This window comes from Bradyrhizobium sp. CCGB20 (assembly GCF_024199855.1).
In the GTDB taxonomy this organism is placed as follows: domain Bacteria; phylum Pseudomonadota; class Alphaproteobacteria; order Rhizobiales; family Xanthobacteraceae; genus Bradyrhizobium.
On record NZ_JANADN010000001.1, the window covers coordinates 5,220,888 to 5,242,700 of the forward strand.

19 protein-coding genes and 1 pseudogene are annotated in these 21,813 nt (G+C 64.6%); 10 read left to right on the forward strand and 10 right to left on the reverse strand.

What is annotated here, in order from left to right:
• Positions 1-362 precede the first annotated feature (362 nt).
• The 4 genes and pseudogenes from NLM15_RS24210 to NLM15_RS24225 form a co-directional block, all read right to left on the reverse strand.
• Positions 363-1,583: pseudogene (locus NLM15_RS24210) on the reverse strand (ComEC/Rec2 family competence protein); the annotation flags it as partial.
• A 94-nt stretch (positions 1,584-1,677) separates the two neighbouring features.
• Positions 1,678-1,911, reverse strand: coding sequence for a DUF2171 domain-containing protein (locus tag NLM15_RS24215; protein ID WP_254119959.1), 234 nt, complete (start codon positions 1,909-1,911; stop codon positions 1,678-1,680).
• Between the two features lie 84 nt (positions 1,912-1,995).
• Positions 1,996-2,382, reverse strand: a complete 387-nt coding sequence (locus NLM15_RS24220) for a nuclear transport factor 2 family protein (protein ID WP_254119960.1) — start codon at positions 2,380-2,382, stop codon at positions 1,996-1,998.
• Positions 2,383-2,397: 15 nt separating this feature from the next.
• Entirely contained in the window at positions 2,398-4,074 is a 1,677-nt protein-coding gene (locus NLM15_RS24225; protein ID WP_254119961.1) for a glutamine--tRNA ligase/YqeY domain fusion protein, read from the reverse strand.
• A gap of 144 nt (positions 4,075-4,218) precedes the next feature.
• Between NLM15_RS24225 and gltX the strand changes: the two genes are divergently transcribed.
• The 9 genes from gltX to NLM15_RS24270 all read left to right on the forward strand — a co-directional run bounded on the left by gltX (position 4,219) and on the right by NLM15_RS24270 (position 13,972).
• The gene (gene gltX, locus NLM15_RS24230; protein ID WP_254119962.1) at positions 4,219-5,646 is read left to right on the forward strand and encodes a glutamate--tRNA ligase; all 1,428 of its coding nucleotides are present in this window, start codon (positions 4,219-4,221) and stop codon (positions 5,644-5,646) included.
• Positions 5,647-5,791: 145 nt separating this feature from the next.
• Positions 5,792-7,096, forward strand: coding sequence for a citrate synthase (gltA, locus tag NLM15_RS24235; RefSeq protein ID WP_254119963.1), 1,305 nt, complete (start codon positions 5,792-5,794; stop codon positions 7,094-7,096).
• Positions 7,097-7,267: 171 nt separating this feature from the next.
• On the forward strand, positions 7,268-7,672 hold the full coding sequence (locus NLM15_RS24240; protein WP_254119964.1) for a GFA family protein: 405 nt from the start codon (positions 7,268-7,270) through the stop codon (positions 7,670-7,672).
• Positions 7,673-7,794: 122 nt separating this feature from the next.
• Entirely contained in the window at positions 7,795-8,973 is a 1,179-nt protein-coding gene (locus NLM15_RS24245) for an ROK family transcriptional regulator (RefSeq protein ID WP_254119965.1), read from the forward strand.
• A 58-nt stretch (positions 8,974-9,031) separates the two neighbouring features.
• Positions 9,032-10,315: an ABC transporter substrate-binding protein gene (locus tag NLM15_RS24250; RefSeq protein WP_254119966.1), complete on the forward strand. Its 1,284-nt coding sequence runs from the start codon at positions 9,032-9,034 to the stop codon at positions 10,313-10,315.
• The gene (locus tag NLM15_RS24255; protein ID WP_254119967.1) at positions 10,312-11,235 is read left to right on the forward strand and encodes a carbohydrate ABC transporter permease; all 924 of its coding nucleotides are present in this window, start codon (positions 10,312-10,314) and stop codon (positions 11,233-11,235) included. The genes NLM15_RS24250 and NLM15_RS24255 overlap by 4 nt, the downstream gene beginning before the upstream one ends.
• Entirely contained in the window at positions 11,228-12,085 is an 858-nt protein-coding gene (locus NLM15_RS24260; RefSeq protein ID WP_254119968.1) for a carbohydrate ABC transporter permease, read from the forward strand. Before NLM15_RS24255 ends, NLM15_RS24260 begins: the two co-directional genes overlap by 8 nt.
• A 10-nt stretch (positions 12,086-12,095) precedes the next feature.
• Positions 12,096-13,205 carry an ABC transporter ATP-binding protein gene (locus NLM15_RS24265; protein WP_254119969.1) on the forward strand — a complete coding sequence of 370 codons (1,110 nt, stop codon included), beginning with the start codon at positions 12,096-12,098 and terminating at the stop codon, positions 13,203-13,205.
• Positions 13,202-13,972 carry an SDR family NAD(P)-dependent oxidoreductase gene (locus tag NLM15_RS24270; RefSeq protein WP_254119970.1) on the forward strand — a complete coding sequence of 257 codons (771 nt, stop codon included), beginning with the start codon at positions 13,202-13,204 and terminating at the stop codon, positions 13,970-13,972. The genes NLM15_RS24265 and NLM15_RS24270 overlap by 4 nt, the downstream gene beginning before the upstream one ends.
• 102 nt (positions 13,973-14,074) lie before the next feature.
• Here NLM15_RS24270 and lpxB read toward each other — a convergent pair whose 3' ends face one another.
• From lpxB to lpxA, 3 genes are read right to left on the reverse strand one after another with little or no spacing between them, the layout of a single operon-like run.
• Positions 14,075-15,253, reverse strand: a complete 1,179-nt coding sequence (gene lpxB, locus NLM15_RS24275) for a lipid-A-disaccharide synthase (protein WP_254119971.1) — start codon at positions 15,251-15,253, stop codon at positions 14,075-14,077.
• Positions 15,250-16,107, reverse strand: a complete 858-nt coding sequence (locus NLM15_RS24280; protein WP_254119972.1) for an LpxI family protein — start codon at positions 16,105-16,107, stop codon at positions 15,250-15,252. Before NLM15_RS24280 ends, lpxB begins: the two co-directional genes overlap by 4 nt.
• Positions 16,108-16,126: 19 nt before the next feature.
• Positions 16,127-16,921: an acyl-ACP--UDP-N-acetylglucosamine O-acyltransferase gene (gene lpxA, locus NLM15_RS24285; protein WP_254119973.1), complete on the reverse strand. Its 795-nt coding sequence runs from the start codon at positions 16,919-16,921 to the stop codon at positions 16,127-16,129.
• A gap of 176 nt (positions 16,922-17,097) precedes the next feature.
• On the opposite strand from lpxA, the gene NLM15_RS24290 reads away from it, so the two are divergent.
• On the forward strand, positions 17,098-17,442 hold the full coding sequence (locus NLM15_RS24290; protein ID WP_254124387.1) for a KTSC domain-containing protein: 345 nt from the start codon (positions 17,098-17,100) through the stop codon (positions 17,440-17,442).
• A gap of 6 nt (positions 17,443-17,448) precedes the next feature.
• Here NLM15_RS24290 and fabZ read toward each other — a convergent pair whose 3' ends face one another.
• The 3 genes from fabZ to bamA all read right to left on the reverse strand — a co-directional run bounded on the left by fabZ (position 17,449) and on the right by bamA (position 21,661).
• The gene (fabZ, locus tag NLM15_RS24295; protein WP_254119974.1) at positions 17,449-17,910 is read right to left on the reverse strand and encodes a 3-hydroxyacyl-ACP dehydratase FabZ; all 462 of its coding nucleotides are present in this window, start codon (positions 17,908-17,910) and stop codon (positions 17,449-17,451) included.
• Entirely contained in the window at positions 17,907-18,974 is a 1,068-nt protein-coding gene (lpxD, locus tag NLM15_RS24300; protein ID WP_254119975.1) for a UDP-3-O-(3-hydroxymyristoyl)glucosamine N-acyltransferase, read from the reverse strand. The genes fabZ and lpxD overlap by 4 nt, the downstream gene beginning before the upstream one ends.
• Positions 18,975-19,123: 149 nt before the next feature.
• Positions 19,124-21,661: an outer membrane protein assembly factor BamA gene (bamA, locus tag NLM15_RS24305; RefSeq protein WP_254119976.1), complete on the reverse strand. Its 2,538-nt coding sequence runs from the start codon at positions 21,659-21,661 to the stop codon at positions 19,124-19,126.
• Positions 21,662-21,813 lie beyond the last annotated feature (152 nt).

Consider the following 21,813-nt stretch of genomic DNA (forward strand, 5'->3'; position numbering starts at 1 on the left):
ATACGGTTGGCGGCGCCTAGACACAGGGCGCCTCCCCAGAAAATGAGCGTCGCGATAAGACAGTTGGCGGCGCCAAGAAGGGGCGCCGATTAAGGCGACCCTCTTCTGTTCTATCAACAATCTAAAAGCGAATTACCTGCTTGTTCGGTTGTGTCGGTGGAGGCGACTGAACGCGCGCTTCCAATCCGAACGCATATGGAACGTCCGGGACTTTTTCCGGGACTCTTGGTCGCCAATGCGGGGTTTTTGCCCAGTTTTGAGCGGCTTCTGTTCTGGGTAGGAGGCCGCCGCGATATCATCAGCTCATTGATTTCGTTGAACATTCAAACCGCGCTGCCCGTACAGAGACCCTCAACATTGAAGATCTGGAAGCTCGGATGGACCAGCGCTTCCGGCGCGACCACGAGCACGATCAGCGCGGCCACCGCCAGCGTACGGAACGTGATGGCGCGGCGATCGACCATCACCGCGATCAGCACCACCGCAGTCATGAAGAACGATCGCTGCGTCGCGACCTCCGCGCCCGACAGCAGCAGGTAGAACGCAGCCGCGACCAGCGCGGCAGTTGCCGACCATTTCTTGATGGCGAAGCCGACCGCCAGCCCCGGGATCAACGCAAGCAGTGCGCGCACCGCGAAGAAGACCACGCCGGCGACGACCGCCATGTGGTAGCCGGAAATCGAGAGTACATGACCGAGGCCCGAAATAAACATGGCGTCGTTGACGGGCGTGGTGATCGCGTCACGCCGGCCGGTCAGCAGCGCGGTTGCGATCGCACGGTTATCGCCTTCGAGCGTGGCGCGGATGCGCGCGTCGATCGCATCGCGCAGGCCCTGCATGAAGGCGGCATAGCGCAGCCGCAGGCCGCCGGTCTCGGGCGGGGCCGCCACCGCAATCGCGCCCATTGCAAAACCGGAGGCGCCGATGCCCTGGAAGAACATATCGCGCGAAAAGTCGTAGCTGCCGGGACGCACCGGCGACAGCGGCGGCAACAGCCGCGCCTTCAACTGCACGAAGCTGCCGACCTCGGGCGCTGTCCCCTTGCGCACCGAGAGGCGCACGCGCTCGAGCTTGACGTCGCTGCGCTGTGCCTCCATCGCGGTGACGCGCAGCACGAAACGGTCGGTGCGCTCACGGATGTCGCGGGTCTCGACGAAGCCCGACAGCGCCACCGAATAGAGCGGTTTTGCCAGCACGGTGTGGACGATGCGCGCGGTCTTCCAGGTTGCCACGGCAAAGCCGGCCGCGACCGCCGCGATCATGATCGCGGGTGCAAACAGCCGGCTCCGCCGCAGCAGCACGGCGCCAAGCATGAGCGCGATGGCCGTCGCGGCAACGACCCACAGCACCGGCTCGTGATCGGCGGCAAAGTAAAGCGCGATGCCGCAGCCGAACGCGACCGGCACCCACGGCAACAGCCGCCCGGCGCCGGCCTCCGCGCGAACCCAGGCGCGCAGTGTCTCGGCCTGCGATGACCAGAGGTCGAAGCCTGCAGGCGCAAGGCCGCCCGCGGACGCGGCGCGGCCCACGGGCCAGGTGCCCGCTATCCCCTGGGACCGTACTGGCCGGCCCGGCTCCGCCATTCCCTGCACCTGATGATACGCAACGGATGCCGAAGCTACCGGAACGTGCAGGTGGGCGAATAGCGGTACGGATCAGGAACGGGGAGCGCGGCCCCTACTTTTCCTCTTCCATCGTCACGGCGACATCCGCCTTGGCCGAGAGCCGGACCTTGTTGCCCTCGACACCGGCGACGAGGCCCTTGTCGATGAAGTGATGGTGGCCCTTGTGGCTGCCCTCGCCGCTGTCCTTCTTGGTCAGCTTGATGCGGTTGCCCTCGACACGATCGACCGTGCCGATGTGGACGCCGTCGGCGCCGATGACTTCCATATGCTCTGCGATGTTCTGCATGGTGGGTTCCTTGTTGGACCCACCCCAACGCGCGGGCCGCGCGTTCGTTCTCTCACGGGAATGACGAAGCCGTGTGCCGCCACGTCAGATCAACGGCGCCTTCGCCGAGGCATGGTGATTAACGATCTTCCAATCGCCATCCTCGCGGATGATGACCCAGCTCATCTTGACGACGAGATCGGGGCGTTCGCCGGCGAGGTCGAACGAGATGGTTGCGCCCATGTTGATCAGGTCGGGGCTTGCCTGCGCCGCATTCACCTCGGAAAACACCGCGCTCGGCTTGCGCCAGCGCGGCAGGCCATTGAAGTAGTCGGCAACACCGTCCCTGCCCCGATAGAGCTTTGGGTTGGAGCCGAAGAAGAACGCGTTCTTCGCATACAGCGACGACAGCGCGGCCGCGTCGAGCGTCGCGAAGCCGGCGCACCATTTCGCGATGATGGCGGAAACGATGGCGTCGGCTTCGTTGCTCATATGCGCTATCCCCCGTCAGCCCTTGGCGACTTCCTTCGCGAACGTATCGCGCAGGCCGATGGTCCGGGAGAACACCGGCTTGCCGGGCGTCGAGTCCTTGTCGCGGACGAAATAGCCCTGGCGCTCGAACTGCATCGGCTCGGTCGAATTGCTCTCGGCCACCGATGCCTCGATCCGCGCATCGGACAGGATCTCCAGCGATTGCGGATTGAGATCGGCCGCGAAGTTCGAGGCGTCCGGGCTCGGGTTGGCGAAGAGCTGGTTGTAGATGCGGATTTCCGCAGGCTTCGACGTCGCCGCCGGCAGCCAGTGCATGGTCGCCTTGACCTTGCGGCCGTCGGGCGCGTTGCCGCCCTTGGTCGCGGGATCATAGGTGCAGCGCAGCTCGATCACCTCGCCCGCGTCGTTCTTGATCACGCCGGTGCACTTGACGAAATAGGCGTAGCGCAGCCGCACCTCGTTGCCCGGCGACAGGCGGAAGAACTTCTTGGGCGGGTTCTCCATGAAGTCGTCCTGCTCGATATAGAGCTCGCGGCCGAACGCGATCTTGCGCGTGCCGGCCGAGGGATCGTCGGGATGGTTGATCGCCTCGAGCTCCTCGACCTGCCCTTCCGGATAGTTCTCGATCACGACCTTCAGCGGCCGCAGCACGCCCATGCGCCGCTGCGACGTGCGGTTCAGCTCCTCGCGGATGCAGAATTCCAGCATACCGACATCGACCACGCTGTTGGCCTTGGCAACGCCGATGCGCTTGACGAATTCGCGGAGCGCTGCCGGCGGCACGCCGCGGCGGCGCATCCCCGCTATGGTCGGCATGCGCGGATCGTCCCAGCCGGCGACATGGCCGTCGCGGACGAGCTGGGTCAGCACGCGCTTCGACAGCACCGTGTAGGTCAGGTTCAGCCGCGCCATTTCGTACTGGTGAGGCTTCGACGGTACCGGCAATCTCTCGATAAACCAATCGTAGAGCGGTCGGTGGTCCTCGAACTCCAGCGTGCAGATCGAGTGCGTGATGCCCTCGATCGCATCCGACTGGCCGTGCGCATAATCGTAGCTCGGATAGATGCTCCACTTCGTGCCGGTGCGCGGATGGTGCGCGTGCAGGATGCGGTACAGCACGGGGTCGCGCAGGTTGATGTTGCCCGAGGACATGTCGATCTTGGCCCGCAGCACACGCGCGCCGTTCGGGAATTCGCCGGCCTTCATGCGACAGAACAGGTCGAGATTCTCATCCACGCTGCGGTCGCGGAACGGCGAGTTCTTGCCGGGCTCGGTCAGCGTGCCGCGCGAAGTGCGGATCTCCTCCTGGGTCTGGTCGTCGACATAGGCGAGCCCGTCGCGGATCAGTTGCTCCGCCCATTCGTACAGGCGGTCGAAATAGTCCGAGGCGAAGAACAGGTTCTTGCCCCAGTCGAAGCCGAGCCAGCGCACGTCGGCCTGGATGGAATCGATGTATTCCTGCTCTTCCTTGACCGGATTGGTGTCGTCGAAGCGCAGATGGCAGCGGCCCGGAAACTCCTGGGCGATGCCGAAATTGAGCGCGATCGACTTGGCGTGGCCGATATGCAGATAGCCGTTCGGCTCCGGCGGGAACCGGGTCACGATCTCCTTGTACCTGGCCTGATCGAGGTCGGCCTGGATGATGTCACGAATGAAATCGCGCCCAACCTCAGTCGCCACCGGTTCTGTCATTACGAAAATCCTGTAGGGAAATCAGCGGCCCTTCTGCCAAATTCGGGACGCCGAGCCAAGGCCTTAGCGGGTCCGCTACCGGGCTTTAGTTATGCAGCGGTCCTGCTATATACCACCGCCTCCAATGCATAGGCCCTGCCAAGAATGACCGATTCCGTCGTCACCCGCTTTGCCCCCTCGCCGACCGGCTTCCTCCATATCGGGGGCGCCCGCACCGCGCTGTTCAACTGGCTCTATGCAAAGAAGCACGGCGGCAAGATGCTGCTCCGGATCGAGGACACCGACCGGGAGCGCTCCACCGAGGCCGCGATCGGCGCCATCCTCGACGGCCTCAAATGGCTGGAGCTCGGCTGGGATGGCGACGTCATCTACCAGTTCAGCCGCGCCGCTCGCCATCGCGAGGTCGCCGAGCAATTGCTCGCCGACGGCAAGGCCTATCGCTGCTACGCCACGGCGGATGAGCTCGCCGCCATGCGCGAGAAGGCGCGCGCCGAGGGCCGCACCCGCCTCTACGACGGCCTGTGGCGCGACCGCGATCCGGCAACGGCCCCGGCCGATGTGAAGCCCACCATCCGCCTGCGCGCGCCGCAGACCGGCGAGACCGTGATCGAGGACCAGGTCCAGGGCCGCGTGGTCTGGCAGAACGAGAACCTCGACGACCTCGTCCTGCTGCGCGGCGATGGCAATCCCACCTACATGCTCGCGGTGGTCGTGGACGACCACGACATGGGCGTCACCCACGTCATCCGCGGCGACGACCATCTGATCAATGCCGCCCGCCAGAAGCAGATCTACGATGCGATGGGCTGGGCGCTGCCGAGCATGTCCCACATCCCCCTGATCCACGGCCCGGACGGCTCAAAACTTTCCAAGCGGCATGGCGCGCTCGGCGTCGATGCCTACCGCGCCATGGGATACCTCCCGGCCGCGCTCCGCAATTACCTCGTCCGGCTCGGCTGGAGCCACGGCGACCAGGAGATCTTCTCGACCGAGGAGATGATCGCCGCGTTCGACCTCGCGAGCGTCGGCCGCGCCGCCGCCCGCTTCGATTTCGCCAAGCTGGAAAACCTCAACGGCCACTACATCCGCAATGCGGACGATCAATCACTCGTGAAGCTGTTCGAGGACGTGCTCGACCACGTCGTGCCCAGCCGCGACGAGCTTAAGGCCAAGTTAAACGACACCACGCGTGCGCAGCTTCTCAAGGCCATGCCGGCCCTGAAGGAGCGCGCCAAGACGCTGATCGAGCTGATCGACGGGGCCTATTTCATCTTCGCCGACCGGCCGCTGGAGCTCGATCCCAAGGCGCAGGCGCTGCTGACGCCGGAGAACCGCAAGCTGATCGGCCAGCTTCATTCCGCGCTGGAGAAAGTCGAGACGTGGAGCGGTGCCGCCACGGAAGCCGCGCTGCGCGCCTTTGCCGAGGAAAATAGTCTCAAGCTCGGTGCGGTCGCCCAGCCGCTGCGCGCAGCCCTCACCGGACGGACCACATCGCCTGGTATATTTGAGGTTTTGGACGTGCTGGGACGCCAGGAGAGCCTCGCCCGGCTCAAGGACCAGTCTACGACGTAAGTAGGCCATGCGTGCGGTGATCTTGCAGCGCACACAGCAATAATATACCCATCTGCCCCGTACCTTCTGGAACATCCGGCATGCCCCATTATCTCATCGGGGCCTTCCGGGTCCGGCCCGTTTCACCATACATCGGGGACCTCTGATGGACGCAAAACCAAGCAATAAGACCGCCACGCTGACGGTCGGAAACAAGAACTACGATCTCCCGATCCACAGCGGCAGCGTCGGGCCTGATGTCGTCGATATCGGCAAGCTCTACGGCCAGTCCGGCTTGTTCACCTACGACCCGGGCTTCACCTCCACCGCGAGCTGCCAGTCCAAGATCACCTATATCGACGGTGACGCGGGCGTGCTGGAGTACCGCGGCTACCCGATCGAGCAACTCGCCGAGAACGGCGACTTCCTCGAGACCTGCTATCTCCTGCTCTACGGAAACCTGCCGACCGCGGCGCAGAAAAAGGATTTCGACGACCGCGTGATCCATCACACGATGGTGCACGAGCAGATGGCCCGCTTCTTCCAGGGCTTCCGCCGCGACGCCCATCCGATGGCGGTGATGGTGGCTTCCGTCGGCGCGCTCGCCGCGTTCTACCACGACTCCACGGACATCAACGATCCGAAGCAGCGCATGATCGCTTCCATGCGCATGATCGCGAAGATCCCGACGCTGGCGGCGATGGCCTACAAGTACACGGTCGGCCAGCCCTTCGTGTATCCGAAGAACTCGCTCACGTTCGCCGAGAACTTCCTGAACATGTGCTTCGCGGTGCCGTGCGAGGAGTACAAGATCAACCCGGTGCTGGCTGACGCGCTGGACAAGATCTTCATCCTGCACGCCGACCACGAGCAGAACGCCTCGACCTCGACGGTGCGTATCGCCGGCTCTTCCGGCGCCAACCCGTTCGCCTGCATCGCCGCCGGCATCGCCTGCCTGTGGGGCCCGGCGCACGGCGGCGCCAACGAAGCCGCGCTCGCGATGCTCGCCGAGATCGGCTCGGTCGACAAGATTCCGGAATTCATCGCCAAGGTGAAGGACAAGAACTCTGAAGTCCGCCTGATGGGCTTCGGTCACCGCGTCTACAAGAACTACGATCCGCGCGCCAAGATCATGCAGAAGATGTGTCACGCCGTTCTCAAGGAGACCGGCCATGGCGACGATCCGATGCTGAAGGTGGCGCTCGAGCTCGAGAAGATCGCGCTCAGCGACCAGTACTTCATCGACCGCAAGCTCTACCCGAACGTCGACTTCTATTCGGGCATCACGCTGAAGGCGATGGGCTTCCCCGTCTCGATGTTCACCGTGCTGTTCGCGGTCGCCCGCACCGTCGGCTGGATCAGCCAGTGGAGCGAGATGATCGAGGACCCGCAGCAGAAGATCGGCCGTCCGCGCCAGCTCTACACCGGCGTCACCCGCCGCGACTACGTCGCGATCAAGGATCGCAAGTAAGATCGGGCCTCAGGGCCTCCACGGAAGCGGCGCCATCTTCGGATGGCGCCGTTTTTGTTTTGGGGATGACCTTGTAGGGTAGGCAAAGCGTAGCGTGCCCACCACGTATCCGTGAACAAGCGAGACTGGTGGCACGCTGCGCTTTGCCTGCCCTACGATATGGAGAACCCGATGCTCACCGGAAGCTGCCTCTGCGGACACGTCGCCTACGAGGTCGACGCATCTCCGAGCATGATCGTGCATTGCCATTGCCAGACCTGCCGCAAGACGCACGGCTCGGCGTTCTCCACCGTCACCAACGTTCCGCGCGATCGCTTCCGCTGGACCAGGGGCGAAGAGCTGCTGCGCGGTTTCGAATCCTCGCCCGGCAAGACGCGTTACTTCTGCTCGCAATGCGGATCGCACATCGTCGCCGCGCGCGCCGGGAAGGACACGGTGCTGCTGCGGATGGGATGCCTGGATACGCCGATCACGGAGCGCCCCGAGGTGCACATCTGGCGATCGGATGCCGCCGACTGGTACGACCCGAAGGTCGAATTGGCGGAATGGGCGGAAGGCCGGCCGCCGAAATCCTGATCCGACCGCGTCCCGTTCTTGCTGCCCCGCACAACAACAAGTCCACGCGTCGCGCCGCCGAGCGCTTGACAGCCGAAATGCTCCGCGCGCATTCTTACACTAAGTAAGAATGACGACTAGGGATGGAAATGCCGGAGCAGCCGAGAAGTCGGCGGCAGACGCGCGCTGCCATTTTGACTCATTTGCTTCAATCCGGCGGCTCGTTCCGGCCGCCGCTGGCGAAGGCCGTTCGGCTGTCCGAAGCGAGCCTGTCGCGAATCCTGTTTGACCTGAAAGCCGAAGGCCTGATCGAGGAAGTCAGGCGCCCTGCCCCTTATGTCGGCGGCCCGACGGGCCTCGTGTCGCTCGACCGCACGGTGGCCCTTGCGGCCCTCGAGCTGACCGGTCAGTGGCTTGGCATCGGCGTCGGAGGCCTGTCGGGCGAGCTGCATTACACCGAGCGCCTGCCACTGCCGAAGACGGTGACGGTCGAGAGCGTCGGCAAGGTCTTCCGCGAAGCGCTGACCTTGCTGCGCGACTGGACGCGCCGCCGCCGCATCACGCTGGCGCAGATCGGCATCACCATTCCCGGCCTCGGCCGGCTGAGCGAGTTCGGCAACCCGATCATTCCCTGCGACGTCGGACGCGTCAGTGACATGTTCGGCGAGCTGTTTGCAGGCGTGCCGGTCGCCTTCACCAATTCGGTGGTGGCGCATGCCACCTTTCACCGGTGCCGCACGGAAAGCTACCCGTTCAGCGATGCGCATCTGTTCGTCTTTGTCGGCCAGGGCGTCGCGGCAACGTGGATGGACGATCCGATCGAGGAGGATACGCTCCAGCCCGTCGAACTCGGCCATATGGTGTTCGGCGCCGACGGACCGCGTTGCCGCTGCGGCCATCACGGCTGCGTCGAGGCCTATACATCGCTGCCGGCGCTGGCCGAGCTTCTGCGTACCACCGAAGCGGAATTGCTCCGGCTCGGCAGCGAATGGGTAAGCACGATCCCTCTGACATCGCGGGTGCGCCAGGAGCTGCGGCAGCGGCTGTTCAGGCTTGGCCTTGCCATCGGCAACACGCTGAACGTCAAGCCATGTCGCGGCGTTGTCATCAGCGGGTGGCCATCGGCTCTGTCTGAAGAGGATCGCAAGGCAGTCGTCGACGGAATCGACGCCTGTCTGCTGGGCGGACGAAAGCTGGCGCAGGTGTCGCTCGCCTTCGTGCCGCCCTCGAACGGCAACGATCCGCAGGCCGCGCTGGCCTTCGCCGCCTTTCGCCTCGCCAGCCGCGGCGGCATGCCGGCCGCTTCGACGGAGGCCGCCTGACATGCTCTGAGTCGCGCGGCCTCAACACGCCAGAAAGTTCACACCGGGAGGAACTGCCATGCCGATCACCACAACAAGGCGCCGTCTGCTCGCTGGATCTATTGCCACGCTCGCAATGCCGGGGCTCGTTCGTGCCCAAGGCGCCAAGCCGCGCCTGACCGCGATCTCGCAATGGTCCGCAGGCAGCGACGGAGCGGCCATCACCGCGCTCGGCAAGAAGTTCGAGGAGAAAGGCGGCGTCTGGCAACATTCGCCGGTCCCCGGCTTCACCACCGAGATGATGAACAAGCTGCGTGCCCAGATCATCGCCGGCGATCCGCCGGCCTGCTCGCAGCTCAAGGGCCCCGAGATTGCGGCCTGGTCGAAGATTGCCCCGACCGTCGACCTCGACGCCGTCGTCGCTGCCGCCGGCTATGAAAAGGTCGTCGCGCCGGACCTTGCGAAACTGCACAAGCCGGCCGGCAAGTGGATCGCGCTGCCGCTGCAGATCTACAGCACCAACATGCTGTTCCTTTCCAAGCGCGCGATGGACAAGGCCAAGGCCGACAAGGTCCCCGTCACCTGGGCCGAGTTCAACGATCTCGCCGACAAGATGAAATCGGGTGGCGTCGCATTTCCCGTCGCCAATGGCGGCACCCGCCCCGATGACGGGCAGAAGTTCGAGGCCGCCCTGGCGGGCATCAGTCCCGCCGTATACCGCACGGCCATCATGAATCTCGACGAGAAGGCTCTGAAGGCCCCCGAGATCAAGGCTGCGTTCGCGCAGGTCCGCAAGATCGCCGACTGGATGGACCCCAACGTCGGCGCCCAGCACTTCTCGACCAACCTGAAGCGCTTCGTCGACGGCGACATGGGCATGATGATCATGGGCGGCTGGGCGCAGGGCGTGTTGCGCAACGCCGGCTTCAAGTTCGAGGACTTCATGATCGCCCCGGGCCCGAGCGACAATGGCAAGCCGGTCTTCCTGCTGAATGCCGATGCCTTCATCTTCTGGCAGCGCAAGGAGCCCGACCTGCAAGCCGGCCAGACGCTGATGGCCCAGCTCGTCATGGATCCGGCGATCCAGACCATGTATTCGCAGATCACGGGATCGATCCCCGTGCGTACCGATGTCGATCTGTCCGGCGAAGGCTGGTCGGACGGTCAACGGCGGACCGCGGCGGCATTGAAAGAGGCGATCGCCAGCAATCAGGCCGTCCTCAGTCTTGCGCACAACATGGCGCAGGAAAACGGCATGACCGCGGCGATGATCGACGTGATCACGGAGTACGTGAAGAACAAGACGATCAAGCCGGAGCAAGCAGCCACACGCCTCGCCGAGGCCGTCGAGAGCTCACGTTGACCATCGCCGTCTCGACAAGACCGGGCCGGCCGGCGGCTTCCGACATGGTACGCCGGCTGCCCGAAGTTCTGACGATCTGGGTGCCGCTGCTGTTGTCCGCCACGCACCTCATTGCGTTTTCGCTGTGGACGATCTGGATATCGTTCACACCATCCACCCTGGTCCCGGTCTCGGGCTGGGTGGGTTTGCGCAACTATTCGGCGGTTGCGGCCTCGCGCAACTGGCAGATCGCCCTCGACAATCTGTTGCTGTTCGGCAGCGCTTTCGTGCTGCTGAGTCTGGCGACCGGCCTGATCCTCGCCATCCTGCTCGATCAGCGCATTCGCGGCGAGAACGTGCTGCGCTCCATCTTCCTCTATCCCCTGGCTGTGTCGTTCGTGGTCACCGGCACGGTCTGGAGCTGGCTGCTCAATCCCGGCCTTGGAATCCAGAAGCTGGTCCACGACCTCGGCTGGACCTCCTTCCGGTTCGACTGGCTGATCGACCGCGACATGGCGATCTGGACCATTGTCATCGCTGCGATCTGGCAATCCTCCGGCTTCGCCATGGCGCTCTTCCTCGCCGGCCTCCGCTCGGTCGATGCCGACCTGATCAAGGCCGCGCAGATTGACGGCGCCGGACCTGTCAGGATGTACCGGCGCGTCATCCTGCCGACGCTTTGGCCGATCACTATCACGGTCATCGTCATCCAGCTGCAATTCGCGATTTCGACCTTCGACCTCGTCCGCGCGCTCACCAATGGCGGACCTGGCATCGCGACCCAGCTGCCGGCACTCGTCGTCTATGACCTGATGTTCCAGCGCAGCCTGCTCGGACGGGGAGCCGCGGCGGCAGTCCTCATGTTGCTCCTTCTTCTCGCGGTCTTGCTGCCCTATGCAGCGTGGCGCTATGTCCAGCGGCGGCGGGCGATCCATGCGTAACGGAACCTTCGTCCCAGGCCGGATCCTGATCTATCTCATCGTGTCGTTGATCGCCGCAGCGTGGCTCGCGCCGCTGGCCGTCGTCGTGCTGAATTCGCTCCGAACCAACGAGGAGATCGCGCAGGGCTCGATGATCGGCTGGCCGCAACATTTGGCCTGGAGCAATTACGCCGCAGCCTGGAGCGGTTTCTGCGTCGCCGAGACCTGCGCCGGCATCCGGCCCTACATGCTGAACTCCGCGCTCGTGACCATTCCGGCGACGATCTTCTCCACCCTGCTCGGTGCGGTCGCCGGTTACGCGGTGTCGCTCTGGCGCTTTCGCGGCGACAGCTGGATCTACGGCATCGTCACGCTCGGCATCTTCCTGCCGCAGCAGATGCGCCTGCTGCCGTGGACCATCGTGCTGCGCGATACCGGCCTGATGAACACGCTGACGGGCCTGGTCGTGATCCACACGATCCAGGGGCTCTCCTTCACCACGCTGTTCTGCCGGAACTACTACGTTGCCATCCCGCAGGAGCTGATCAGAGCCGCGCGCATCGATGGCGCCGGCTTCTTCCGTATTTTCTGGCGCATCATCCTGCCGCTCTCGCCGCCGATCCTGGTCGTCACCGTGATCTGGCAGTTCACGCATATCTGGAACGAGTTTCTCTATGGCGTGACATTCACGACCGGTCAGCAGCAGCCGGTCACCGCCGCGCTGATCGCGCTGTCCGCCGCGGTCGCCGATATCCCGCAGCATGGCGTGCAAAGCGCCGCGGTGATGATCGCCGCCCTGCCGACGCTGCTGATCTATCTGATCGGCGGCAAATACTTCGTACGCGGCCTGACCGCGGGAGCCGTGAAATGATGGAGTGGTCATGGCGGCACTAAGCATTCGCACCTTGTCGAAGCGCTACGCCAATCTGGAGGTGCTGAAGGGAATCGATCTCGACATCGAGAGCGGCGAGTTCACCGTGCTGGTCGGGCCGTCCGGCTGCGGCAAGTCCACGCTGCTCAACATCGTCGCGGGGCTCGACCGGCCGAGCGCGGGCACTGTGGAAATCGGCGGGCGTGTCGTCAACGACGTCCCGCCGAAAGACCGCGACATCGCGATGGTGTTCCAGTCCTACGCACTCTATCCGTCGATGACGGTGCGCCAGAACATCACCTTCGGCATGGAGTGCCGTCACGTGCCGAAGGCCGAGCAGGAGAAGGCGGTGGCGAATGTCGCAAAACTGCTCCAGATCGAGCCGCTGCTCGGCCGCAAGCCGTCGCAGCTCTCCGGCGGCCAGCGCCAGCGCGTGGCGATGGGCAGGGCGCTGGTGCGCGATCCCCTGCTCTTTTTGTTCGACGAGCCGCTCTCCAATCTCGACGCCAAGCTGCGCGTCGAGATGCGGATGGAGATCAAGCGGCTGCATCAGCGCATCGGCGCCACCATCATCTATGTCACCCACGACCAGATCGAGGCGATGACGATGGCGACGCGCATCGCCGTGATGCATCGCGGCGTGGTGCAGCAGTTTGCCGATCCCGACACCGTGTACCGCTATCCGGCCAATCTATTCGTCGCCCGTTTCATGGGCTCGCCGCCGATGAACACGATGCCGGCGCGGCTCGAGGCCGATAGCGGCGGACTGGTCGCCGCTATCGGCGCAGGGCGGCCGGACGAGGTTCGCCTGCGCCTGAATGGGCACGACGAAGCAACGTCCTATGTCGGCCGCGACGTCGTCGTCGGGATCAGGCCGGAATGCATCGCCGAGGCCAGCCGCGTCTTTTCCAGCGAGCCCCCCGTTCTCGTCGACGCCCCCGTGGAGATGGTCGAGCCGACCGGTGCCGAGACGATCGTGCTGCTGCGGCTCGCCGGCGAGGCTGCGCTGGCGCGCATCACACCGGATATCCGCCCCGCGCCCGGGGCGACCGCCTCCTTCGCGCTCGACACGCGGCGCATTTGCCTGTTCGACCCCGAGACGGAGCGGCTGATCGCATGACCCGGACCACCTATTCCAGCCTTGCCGGCCGCGTGGTGTTGATCACCGGCGGCGCCAGCGGCATCGGCGCCGCCTTCGTGCGCGCGTTCGCGGCCCAGGGCGCCCGTGTCGCCTTCCTCGACATCGATGCGAGCGCTGGTGAAGCGCTGGTGCGGGACGTCGCGAGCACGTCCGGCTCCACGCCGCTGTTCGTGCCATGCGACCTCCTCGACATCGACGCCTTGCGCGGGGCGATGGCAGAGGTGCACGGATCGCTCGGCGATGCCGCCGTCCTCGTCAACAACGCCGCCAACGACCACCGCCAGGTGCTGGCCGAGGTGACTTCAGCCGAGTTCGACTGGATGATCGGCGTCAACTTCAAGCACGTCTTCTTTGCTGCGCAAGCGATCGTGCCGCAGATGCAGGCCCGCGGCGGCGGTTCGATCATCAACATGTCGTCGGTGGCGTGGATGCGCGGCGCGCCGGCGCTGCCGGTTTACGCCGGAGCGAAGGCGGCGATCGTCGGCTTCACCAATTCACTGGCGCGGTCGGTCGGTCCCGACCGCATTCGCGTCAATGCCATTGCGCCGGGCATGGTGATCACCGAGCGCCAGCGCCGGCTGTGGTATCCCGACGAGCAGGTCATCGCCGAGATTCGCCGCGCGCGACAGGCCGTTCCCGACGCGGTGACGCCGGAGGACATCGCCGGTATGGCGCTGTTTCTCGCCTCCGACGAGAGCCAGCGCATCACCAGCCAGTGCTTCCGGGTCGACGGCGGCCTCGGCTAGTCTTGTAGGGTGGGCAAAGCGAAAGCGTGCCCACCGTCTTTCCCCAATTGAGAAATGAAGTGGTGGGCATGCTTCGCTTTGCCCACCCTACGAAATCGTTGCCTACCGCTTGCCCTTCCGCATCGTCGCGAGCACGATGTCGGCCGCCAGCACGCTCGGCGATTTGTTGCCGGTGGACATGATGGTGTCGAGCCGTGCGAACGCCTCGACCTGGCGCTTGCGCAGCGGCGTGTCCGTGAGCAGCTCCGTCAGCGCCGGCGCCAGCTTCTCGGGCGTGCAGTCCTCCTGCAAATACTCCGGAATGACATCTTCACCGATCACGAGATTGGCGAGGATCACCGAGGAGACGCGGATCGCGCGGCGCAGGATGAAGGCTTCCATCGCGCCGACGCGATAGGCCGTCACCATCGGAATGCCCGACAGCGCGAGTTCCAGCGTCACGGTGCCGGATTTGGCCAGCGCGGCATGCGCGAGGCGGAACACGGCGCGCTTCTCGTTCTCGCCGACCACAATCCGCGGCTTGATCGGCCAGGTCGCGGTGCCCTCGCGCACGGTGGCTTCGAGATGCGGCATGGTCGGCAGGATCAGCTCGAACGCGCGGCCTTCGGCCTGAAGTCGTGCGAGCGTCGCGCCGAACACATCGAGATGGTGCCTGATCTCGCTGCGACGACTGCCGGGCAGCACCAGCAGAACCGGCGGTTCGCCGTCGCGGCGTGCCTGTTCCTCCGCATTTGGCCGCAGCGAGCCCAATTGCTCGATCAGGGGATGGCCGACATAGCTGCACGGCGGCCCGCCGAGCTTGCGGTATTCCTCCGGCTCGAACGGCAACAGGCCGAGCACATGATCGACATAGCCGAGCATGGTCCGCGCCCGCCCCGGCCGCCAGGCCCAGAGCTGCGGCGAGACATAGTCGACGACCGGGATCGCAGGATTCTTCGCGCGCACGCGGCGAGCAACGCGGTGCGTGAAGTCAGGACTGTCGATGATCACGAGCGCGTCGGGCGCGGCCTCCAGCACGGCATCCACGGTCTGCCGGATCAGCCGCAGGATCTTTGGCAGCTGCTGCACCACCGCCGCAAAGCCGACGATCGACAGCTCCTCGATCGGAAACAGCGTCTCGAGCCCTTCGCGCGCCATGGTTCGGCCGCCGACGCCGACGAACTGCACGCCGTCGCCGAGGCGCTGGCGCAGCACCTTCATCAAGGCGCTGCCGAGCCGGTCGCCGGATTCCTCCGTGGCGATCAGGAATATCTTTCGCTTGGGATCGCGGCCCTGCATCACGCGGTCAGGCCGATGACGAAGAGATATTTGGCGTCTGCGAGCGAGATCATCGCCTGCGGCTCGGCGGCGATGGTGTTGCCGGCGACGACGGCGATGCCGGCCAGCCCGGCCCGCGCGACGCCCTCGAGGGTGCGCGGACCGATCGTCGGCAGGTCGAAGCGCAAATCCTGCCCGCTCTTCGGGACCTTCACCAGCACGCCACGACCCGTCGCGGCGCGGATGCGGCCTTCCTCGCGCAGGCGCGCCACGCGCGCGAGCAGCGCGTCGGTGCCCTCGATATCCTCGACCGCCACCACATGGCCGTCGATCACGACCGCAGCCTGGCCGATATCGAACGGACCGAGCGCCGCCAGCACCGCACGTCCGCGCTCGATGTCCACCTTGCTGTTGTCGCTCGGCCAGGCGCGGCTGATGCAGCCCTCGGGCATTAGGAGATCAGGCGCGACATCCTTGATGCCGACCATGCGGAAGCCGTCCTGCTCGAGGATGCGGCCGACGCCGGACAAAAGATGATCGTCGCCGCCGCGGAAGGCACGGATGACGTTGCCGAGCAGGCGCAGCGTCTTCACGTCGAACCGGATCTCGGAGAGCGAGGGCCGCACCAGGGTGCCGATGAAGATCAGGTCGCGGCAGCCCTCCTCGCGGAACAGGCGCATCGCGCGGCCGAGCTGGCCGACCGAGATCCAGCGATGACGGAACTTTTCCACCCGCGCCGGATCGCAGGCGCCGCGCAGCGGGAACAGCACCGGCGTGATGCCGCGCGCGGCAAGCGAATCGGCGACAGCGAACGGCATGGCGCCGCCGCCGGCGACCACGCCGACCGGTGACGAAATCTCCGGAGCCGCCGATGTCATGCCCGCGGCCATCCCGAAATCACTTCTCGATGACGGGAAGACAGATCGGGCGATGCTTGCGCTTGCCGATGAAATCGAGGATCTCGGCGATCGCGGGATCTTCGCTCGCGAGCGGCTGGGCCGCCGCGAGCCGCTCGGCGAACGTGCCGGGGCCGTGGAAGAGCTTCTGATAGAACGATTGCACGGTTGCGCGCCGCTGCTTGGTGAACTGCCGCCGCTTCATGCCGATGAGGTTGAGGCCTTCCAGCGCCGCATACTGACCGTTGGCCAGCCCGAACGGAATGATGTCGTCGCGCACGCCGGAGAGGCCGCCGACCATCACCTGCGGGCCGATACGCGTCAGCTGATGCACCGCGGACAGGCCGCCGATATAGACGAAGTCGCCGATCTCGCAGTGGCCGCCGAGCGTCGCGGAGGTCGCGAAGATCACGTTGTTGCCGACCATGCAGTCATGCCCGACATGGCTGTTGTTCATGAAGTAGCCGCTATTGCCGACGCGCGTCAGCCCACCGCCCTTGATGGTGCCGACATTCATCGTCGCGCCTTCGCGGATGATGCAGCCAGAACCGATCTCGAGCTTCGTGGGCTCGCCCTTGTAGCTGAGATCCTGGGGCGCACCACCCAGCACCGCGAACGGCGAGATCACGCAGCCGTCCCCGATCGAGGTATGGCCGATGACCGTGACTTGTCCGATCAGCTTGCAGTTCGCGCCGATCACGGCATTCCGGCCAATGATGCAAAAGGGCCCGATCTCGGTACCCTCGCCGATGACGGCGCCGTCTTCGACCCGCGCGGTGGGATCAATCTTACTCATCAAGCAATCTGACTCATCAAGAAGGTCTGATTATGTGTTGAAGTCGCTCGGTTTTCCGGTGGTTAGCGCGACTATGCCCGATCTGTCCAGTGACGTATCATCTCGGCCTGTTTCAGGTGCCGGTTGAGCCGGCCGTCCCAACGCGTCAACGCGTTCATGTGGAGCTTGAAGTCATCGTGGTCAGGGCCCTGGCAATCCTGCTCGCACAGCTCGCGACGGCACCGATCGTGTCCGAGACGGTCGAGACCGGCGAACGCCGCCTCGTCGATCTCAAGACATTCGAATGCCGCGACATCACCCGCAGCACGGTGCTTCAGCGGGTTTGTTACGATCGCACGCGGCAGGACCTCATCGTCGCGGCTCACGGCACCTATGACCGCTATTGCGGCGTGACGGCGGATACGGTCGAGCGCCTCTTGGGCGCACCGTCCATGGGCCAGTTCTTCAACCAGAATATCAAGCGCGAGGTCACAGCCGGCCGCTACGCCTGCGAGACACACGAGCGCGTGCAGAGGAGCTGATCCCGCTCAGTCGGTCAGCATGGCGCCGACGTCGGCTTCCGCAACGATCTGGCCGTTGACCTTGGCGTCGCCGTGAAACCACCACATCGCCTTGCGGCGCCCGATCGAACGCATGTGATACTCGATGGTGTCGCCGGGCAGCACGGGCTTGCGGAACTTGCACTTGTCGATGGTGAGGAAATACACCGCGCGCGGCTTCTCCGTGCCCTCGACCGACGTGATGCCGATGACGCCGGCGGTCTGTGCCATCGCTTCGATCATCATCACGCCGGGATAGACCGGGCGCTCCGGAAAATGCCCCTGGAAGGCCGGCTCGTTGAAGGTGACGTTCTTGATGCCGATGCCGCTGTAGTCGGCGCGGATGTTAATCACGCGGTCGATCAGCAGCATCGGAAAACGGTGCGGCAGCGTCCGGAGGATCGCATTGATATCCACCAGCTCGAATTTGATCGGTGATTCCGCCGTCATTCCCGTCCCTCGTTCTTCGGATCGGCCTTGCTGTCGCGTACCAGGCGCTCCACCGCGATAATTTCCTTGAACCACTGCTTGGTCGGCTTGGCAAAGAAGCCGCCCCAGCGTCCGTTCGGCGGGATGTCGTCCTTGACGCCGCTCATCGCGGTGACCTGGGCTCCATCGCCGATCTTGAGGTGATTGTTGATGCCAACCTTTGCTCCCAGCGCCACGTTGTCGCCGATCGTCAGGCTGCCGGCGAGCCCGATCTGGGCCGCCAGCAGGCAATTCCGGCCGATGGTCACATTGTGGCCGATCTGGACCTGATTGTCGATTTTGGTGCCCTCCCCGATCACGGTGTCGCGCAGGGATCCGCGATCGATGGTGGTGCCGGCGCCGACTTCCACATTGTTCTGAATCAGGACGCGGCCTGTCTGGGGCACCTTCAGATGGCCCTCGGGGCCGAAGAAGATGAAGCCGTAGCCGTCCTGGCCGATCGAGCAGCCGGGATGGATCAGCACGTTGTTGCCGATCAGCGCGCACTGGATGGCCGTGCGGGCGCCGACATTGCAGTCCCGGCCGATCTTGACGCCGGGACCGATGACCGCGCCGGAGCCGATCACGGTGCCGCTGCCGATCTCGACCTCCGGGCCGATGACGGCCAGGGGATCGACGATGACGTCGTCCTCCAGCCGCGCCGAGGGGTCGATGATGGCCGACGGCGCAATGCCGTCATTGCCGATCCAGGACTGCGGGCGCAGCGCATCGCCGTGCCACTCCCGGGCGAGCCCGACGAAGGCACGAAACGGCTGCGCCACCCGCAGCACGGCCACATGCGAAGGCACCTGGGTCTCGAAACGCGGACTCACCAGGCAGGCGCCGGCCTGGGTCGCCTTGAGCTCATCGGCATATTTGAGGTTATCGAAGAACGTCAGATGCATCGGGCCGGCTTCGTCAAGCGAAGCCAGACCCGTGATGACGTGATCGCCCCTGGCGGGGTCGACGAGCTGCGCCTTGGTCTGCGCGGCGATATCGGCCAGCGCTGAAGCCGGCGGCTTTTTGAAGAAGGTCGGCTGCGCCATTCCACCCCATCGCGGTCCGGCTTCGGCATGAAGCGGTCAGGCCGCATCATGCCTTATCTCACGGATTGAGCACGATCTTTTTGGAAACCGGCCCCAAGGGAAATCCAAAGCGAAATCCCAAGGGGCCGGCTCATGCCCTGCTGATCGAATTAGAACGAGGTGCCGCCGCCGAACCGGAACTCCTGCGTACGGTCGTACTTGCCCTTGGTGAGCGGCACGGCGTAGTCGAAGCGCAGCGGTCCGAATGGCGACTGCCAGATCAGGCCGACACCGATCGACGAACGGACCACGTTGCCGTTGTCATACACCAGGCCGGTACAGGTTCCAGCCGTGGGCGGGTTGATGGTCGACGGCGTACAGTTCGAATTCTTGGTCGTGGTCAATTCGTTGGTCACCGACCAGGTCGTCGGGCCCTGATAGTCGAAGAGGCCGCCAGCGTCGGCATAGACCGCGCCCTTCAGACCCACTTCCTTCGGCAGGAACCAGAACGGCATCTGCAATTCGAACGAAGCGCCCCAATATTTGGTGCCGCCGAGCGCGTCTTGCGTGCCAAAGGGATTCAAATCGCGCGGACCGATGCCGTTCGGAGCAAAGCCGCGGACCAGGTTCGGGCCCATCTGGAACTGATCGAGCATGCGGATCTCGTTGTTGCCGATCTTGTTCAGCATGCCGCCCTGGACGCGGACCAGGCCGACGATGTCGGACACCAGCGGAGCGTAGTACTTCGCGTCGACAACGGACTTCAGGTAGGAGACGTCGCCGCCGACGCCAGCGAAATCCTGGCGGAAGTCGACGAGCAGACCGTCGGTGGGGTTCTTGTTGTTGTCCAGCGTGTTGTAGGTCAGCGTGTAGCCGAGCGCCGAGGTCAGGGTCTTGCCGTTGGAAAGCTCCTTGCGGACCGGCAACGAGGCTTCGCCGTCGCTGTAGCAGCCAAGACCATTGGTCGAGCTCAGGTCGATCGGCGGCGTTTGCGAAGCGGCAAAGGCGGGGCTCGGGTTGAACGCCGGGCCGGCAGTGTTGTTACAGTTCGCCAGGTAGTACGGCAGCGTGATTTCCTGCTGGTAGATCGAGTAGCGCAGCTGGAGCGCCAGATCTTCACGCAGGGAGAAGCCGAGGCGCGGCGAGAAGCCGAGCGTCTTGGTGCCGTAGGAGATGTAGCTGTTGGACAGCTGCTGGCGCTGATAGAGGTCGAGGCCGAGCGCGACGCGGTAGTCGAGCAGATACGGCTCGACGAACGACAGCGAATAGCCGCGCGCATACTGGCCGTAGGTCACCGACGCCTTGGCGAACAGGCCGCGGCCGAGCAAATTGCGCTCGGAGATCGACACTTCGGCGAGCGCGCCGTCGGTCGTGGAGTAACCGCCCGAGACCGAGAAGTCGCCGGTCGACTTCTCCTCGAGATCGACGATCAGGACCACGCGGTCGCTGGAGGAGCCCGGCTCCGTCGTGATCTTCACGGTCTTGAAGTAGTCGAGGTTCTTGAGGCGGCGCTCGGCACGATCGACCAGCGCGCGGTTGTAGGCGTCGCCCTCGGAGATGTCGAACTCGCGCCGGATCACGTAGTCGCGCGTACGGGTGTTGCCGCGGACGTTGATGCGCTCGATATAGGTGCGCGGGCCCTCGTCGATGTTGAACACGACGGAGACGGTGTGCGCTTCGAAATTGCGGTCGCCGCCGGGGCGGACCACGGCGAAGGCATAGCCGCGGCGCGACGCCTCGATCTGCATTTCCTCGACCGATTTCTCGACCGCTTCGACGTTGTAGAGCGCGCCGACATTGACGCGCGAATAGGCGCGCAGCGTGGTCGGATCGAAGTTCGCGATGCTGGAGCGGAAGTCGACGGTGCCGACTCGGTACTGCGAGCCTTCCTCGATCTTGAAGGTGACGTTGAAGCCCTTCTTTTCCGGATCGTATTCGGTGAGCGCGGCCACGACCTGGACGTCGGCGAAACCGTTCTTGAGATAGAAGCGGCGGATCAGGTCGCGGTCGGCTTCGACGCGATCGGGATCATAGATGTCGTTGCTGGCGAGGAAGCTCAGCAGGTTCGATTCGTGCGTCTTGATGACGTCGCGCAGGCGGTAGGACGAGAACGCGTTGTTGCCGACGAACTCGATCGACTTGACGCCGGTCTTGGCGCCCTCCTCGACCGTGAAGATCAGGTCGACGCGGTTGTTCGGCTGCTCGATGATTTCAGGCGTGACACGCACGTCGTAGCGGCCGGAACGGCGATAGATTTCGGCGATTCGCAGCGTGTCGGACTGCACCATGGCGCGGGAGAAGGTGCCGCGCGCCTTGGACTGGACTTCAGCGGTGAGCTGCTCGTCCTTGATCTTCTTGTTGCCCTCGAACGCGATGCGGCCGATCACCGGGTTTTCCACCACAGAGACGACGATCTGGCCACCGGAACCGCGGTTGATTCGCACGTCCTGGAACAGGCCGGTCTCGATCAGGGCCTTCAGGCCGTCATCGATGGAGGCCTGATCCAGGCGGCCACCTGGGCCCGGCTTGAAATAGGAGCGGATCGTCTCCACCTCGACACGGCGATTTCCTTCGACGGAAATCGACTGGACGGTCTGGGCAAGCGCAGACGAAGAGACAAAAACAGCCCCAACCGGGGCAACCACCGGCGCGCCGAACATGATCAGGGTTGCGAGCAAGCCCCCCCGGAGTCGCAGTCCAAACTTCATTGCGCAACGCGCCCTTATCAGTACCAGACCCAACCCCAACGCCGGTCTGGGAGATTCCCCAAGTCGAAGCCGCTTGTAGCCAATTTCCCCGGTGTCGCAAACGGCAGCTGACACCGTGATTTCAATTTCATTCCAAGACGTTGCTCAACAGC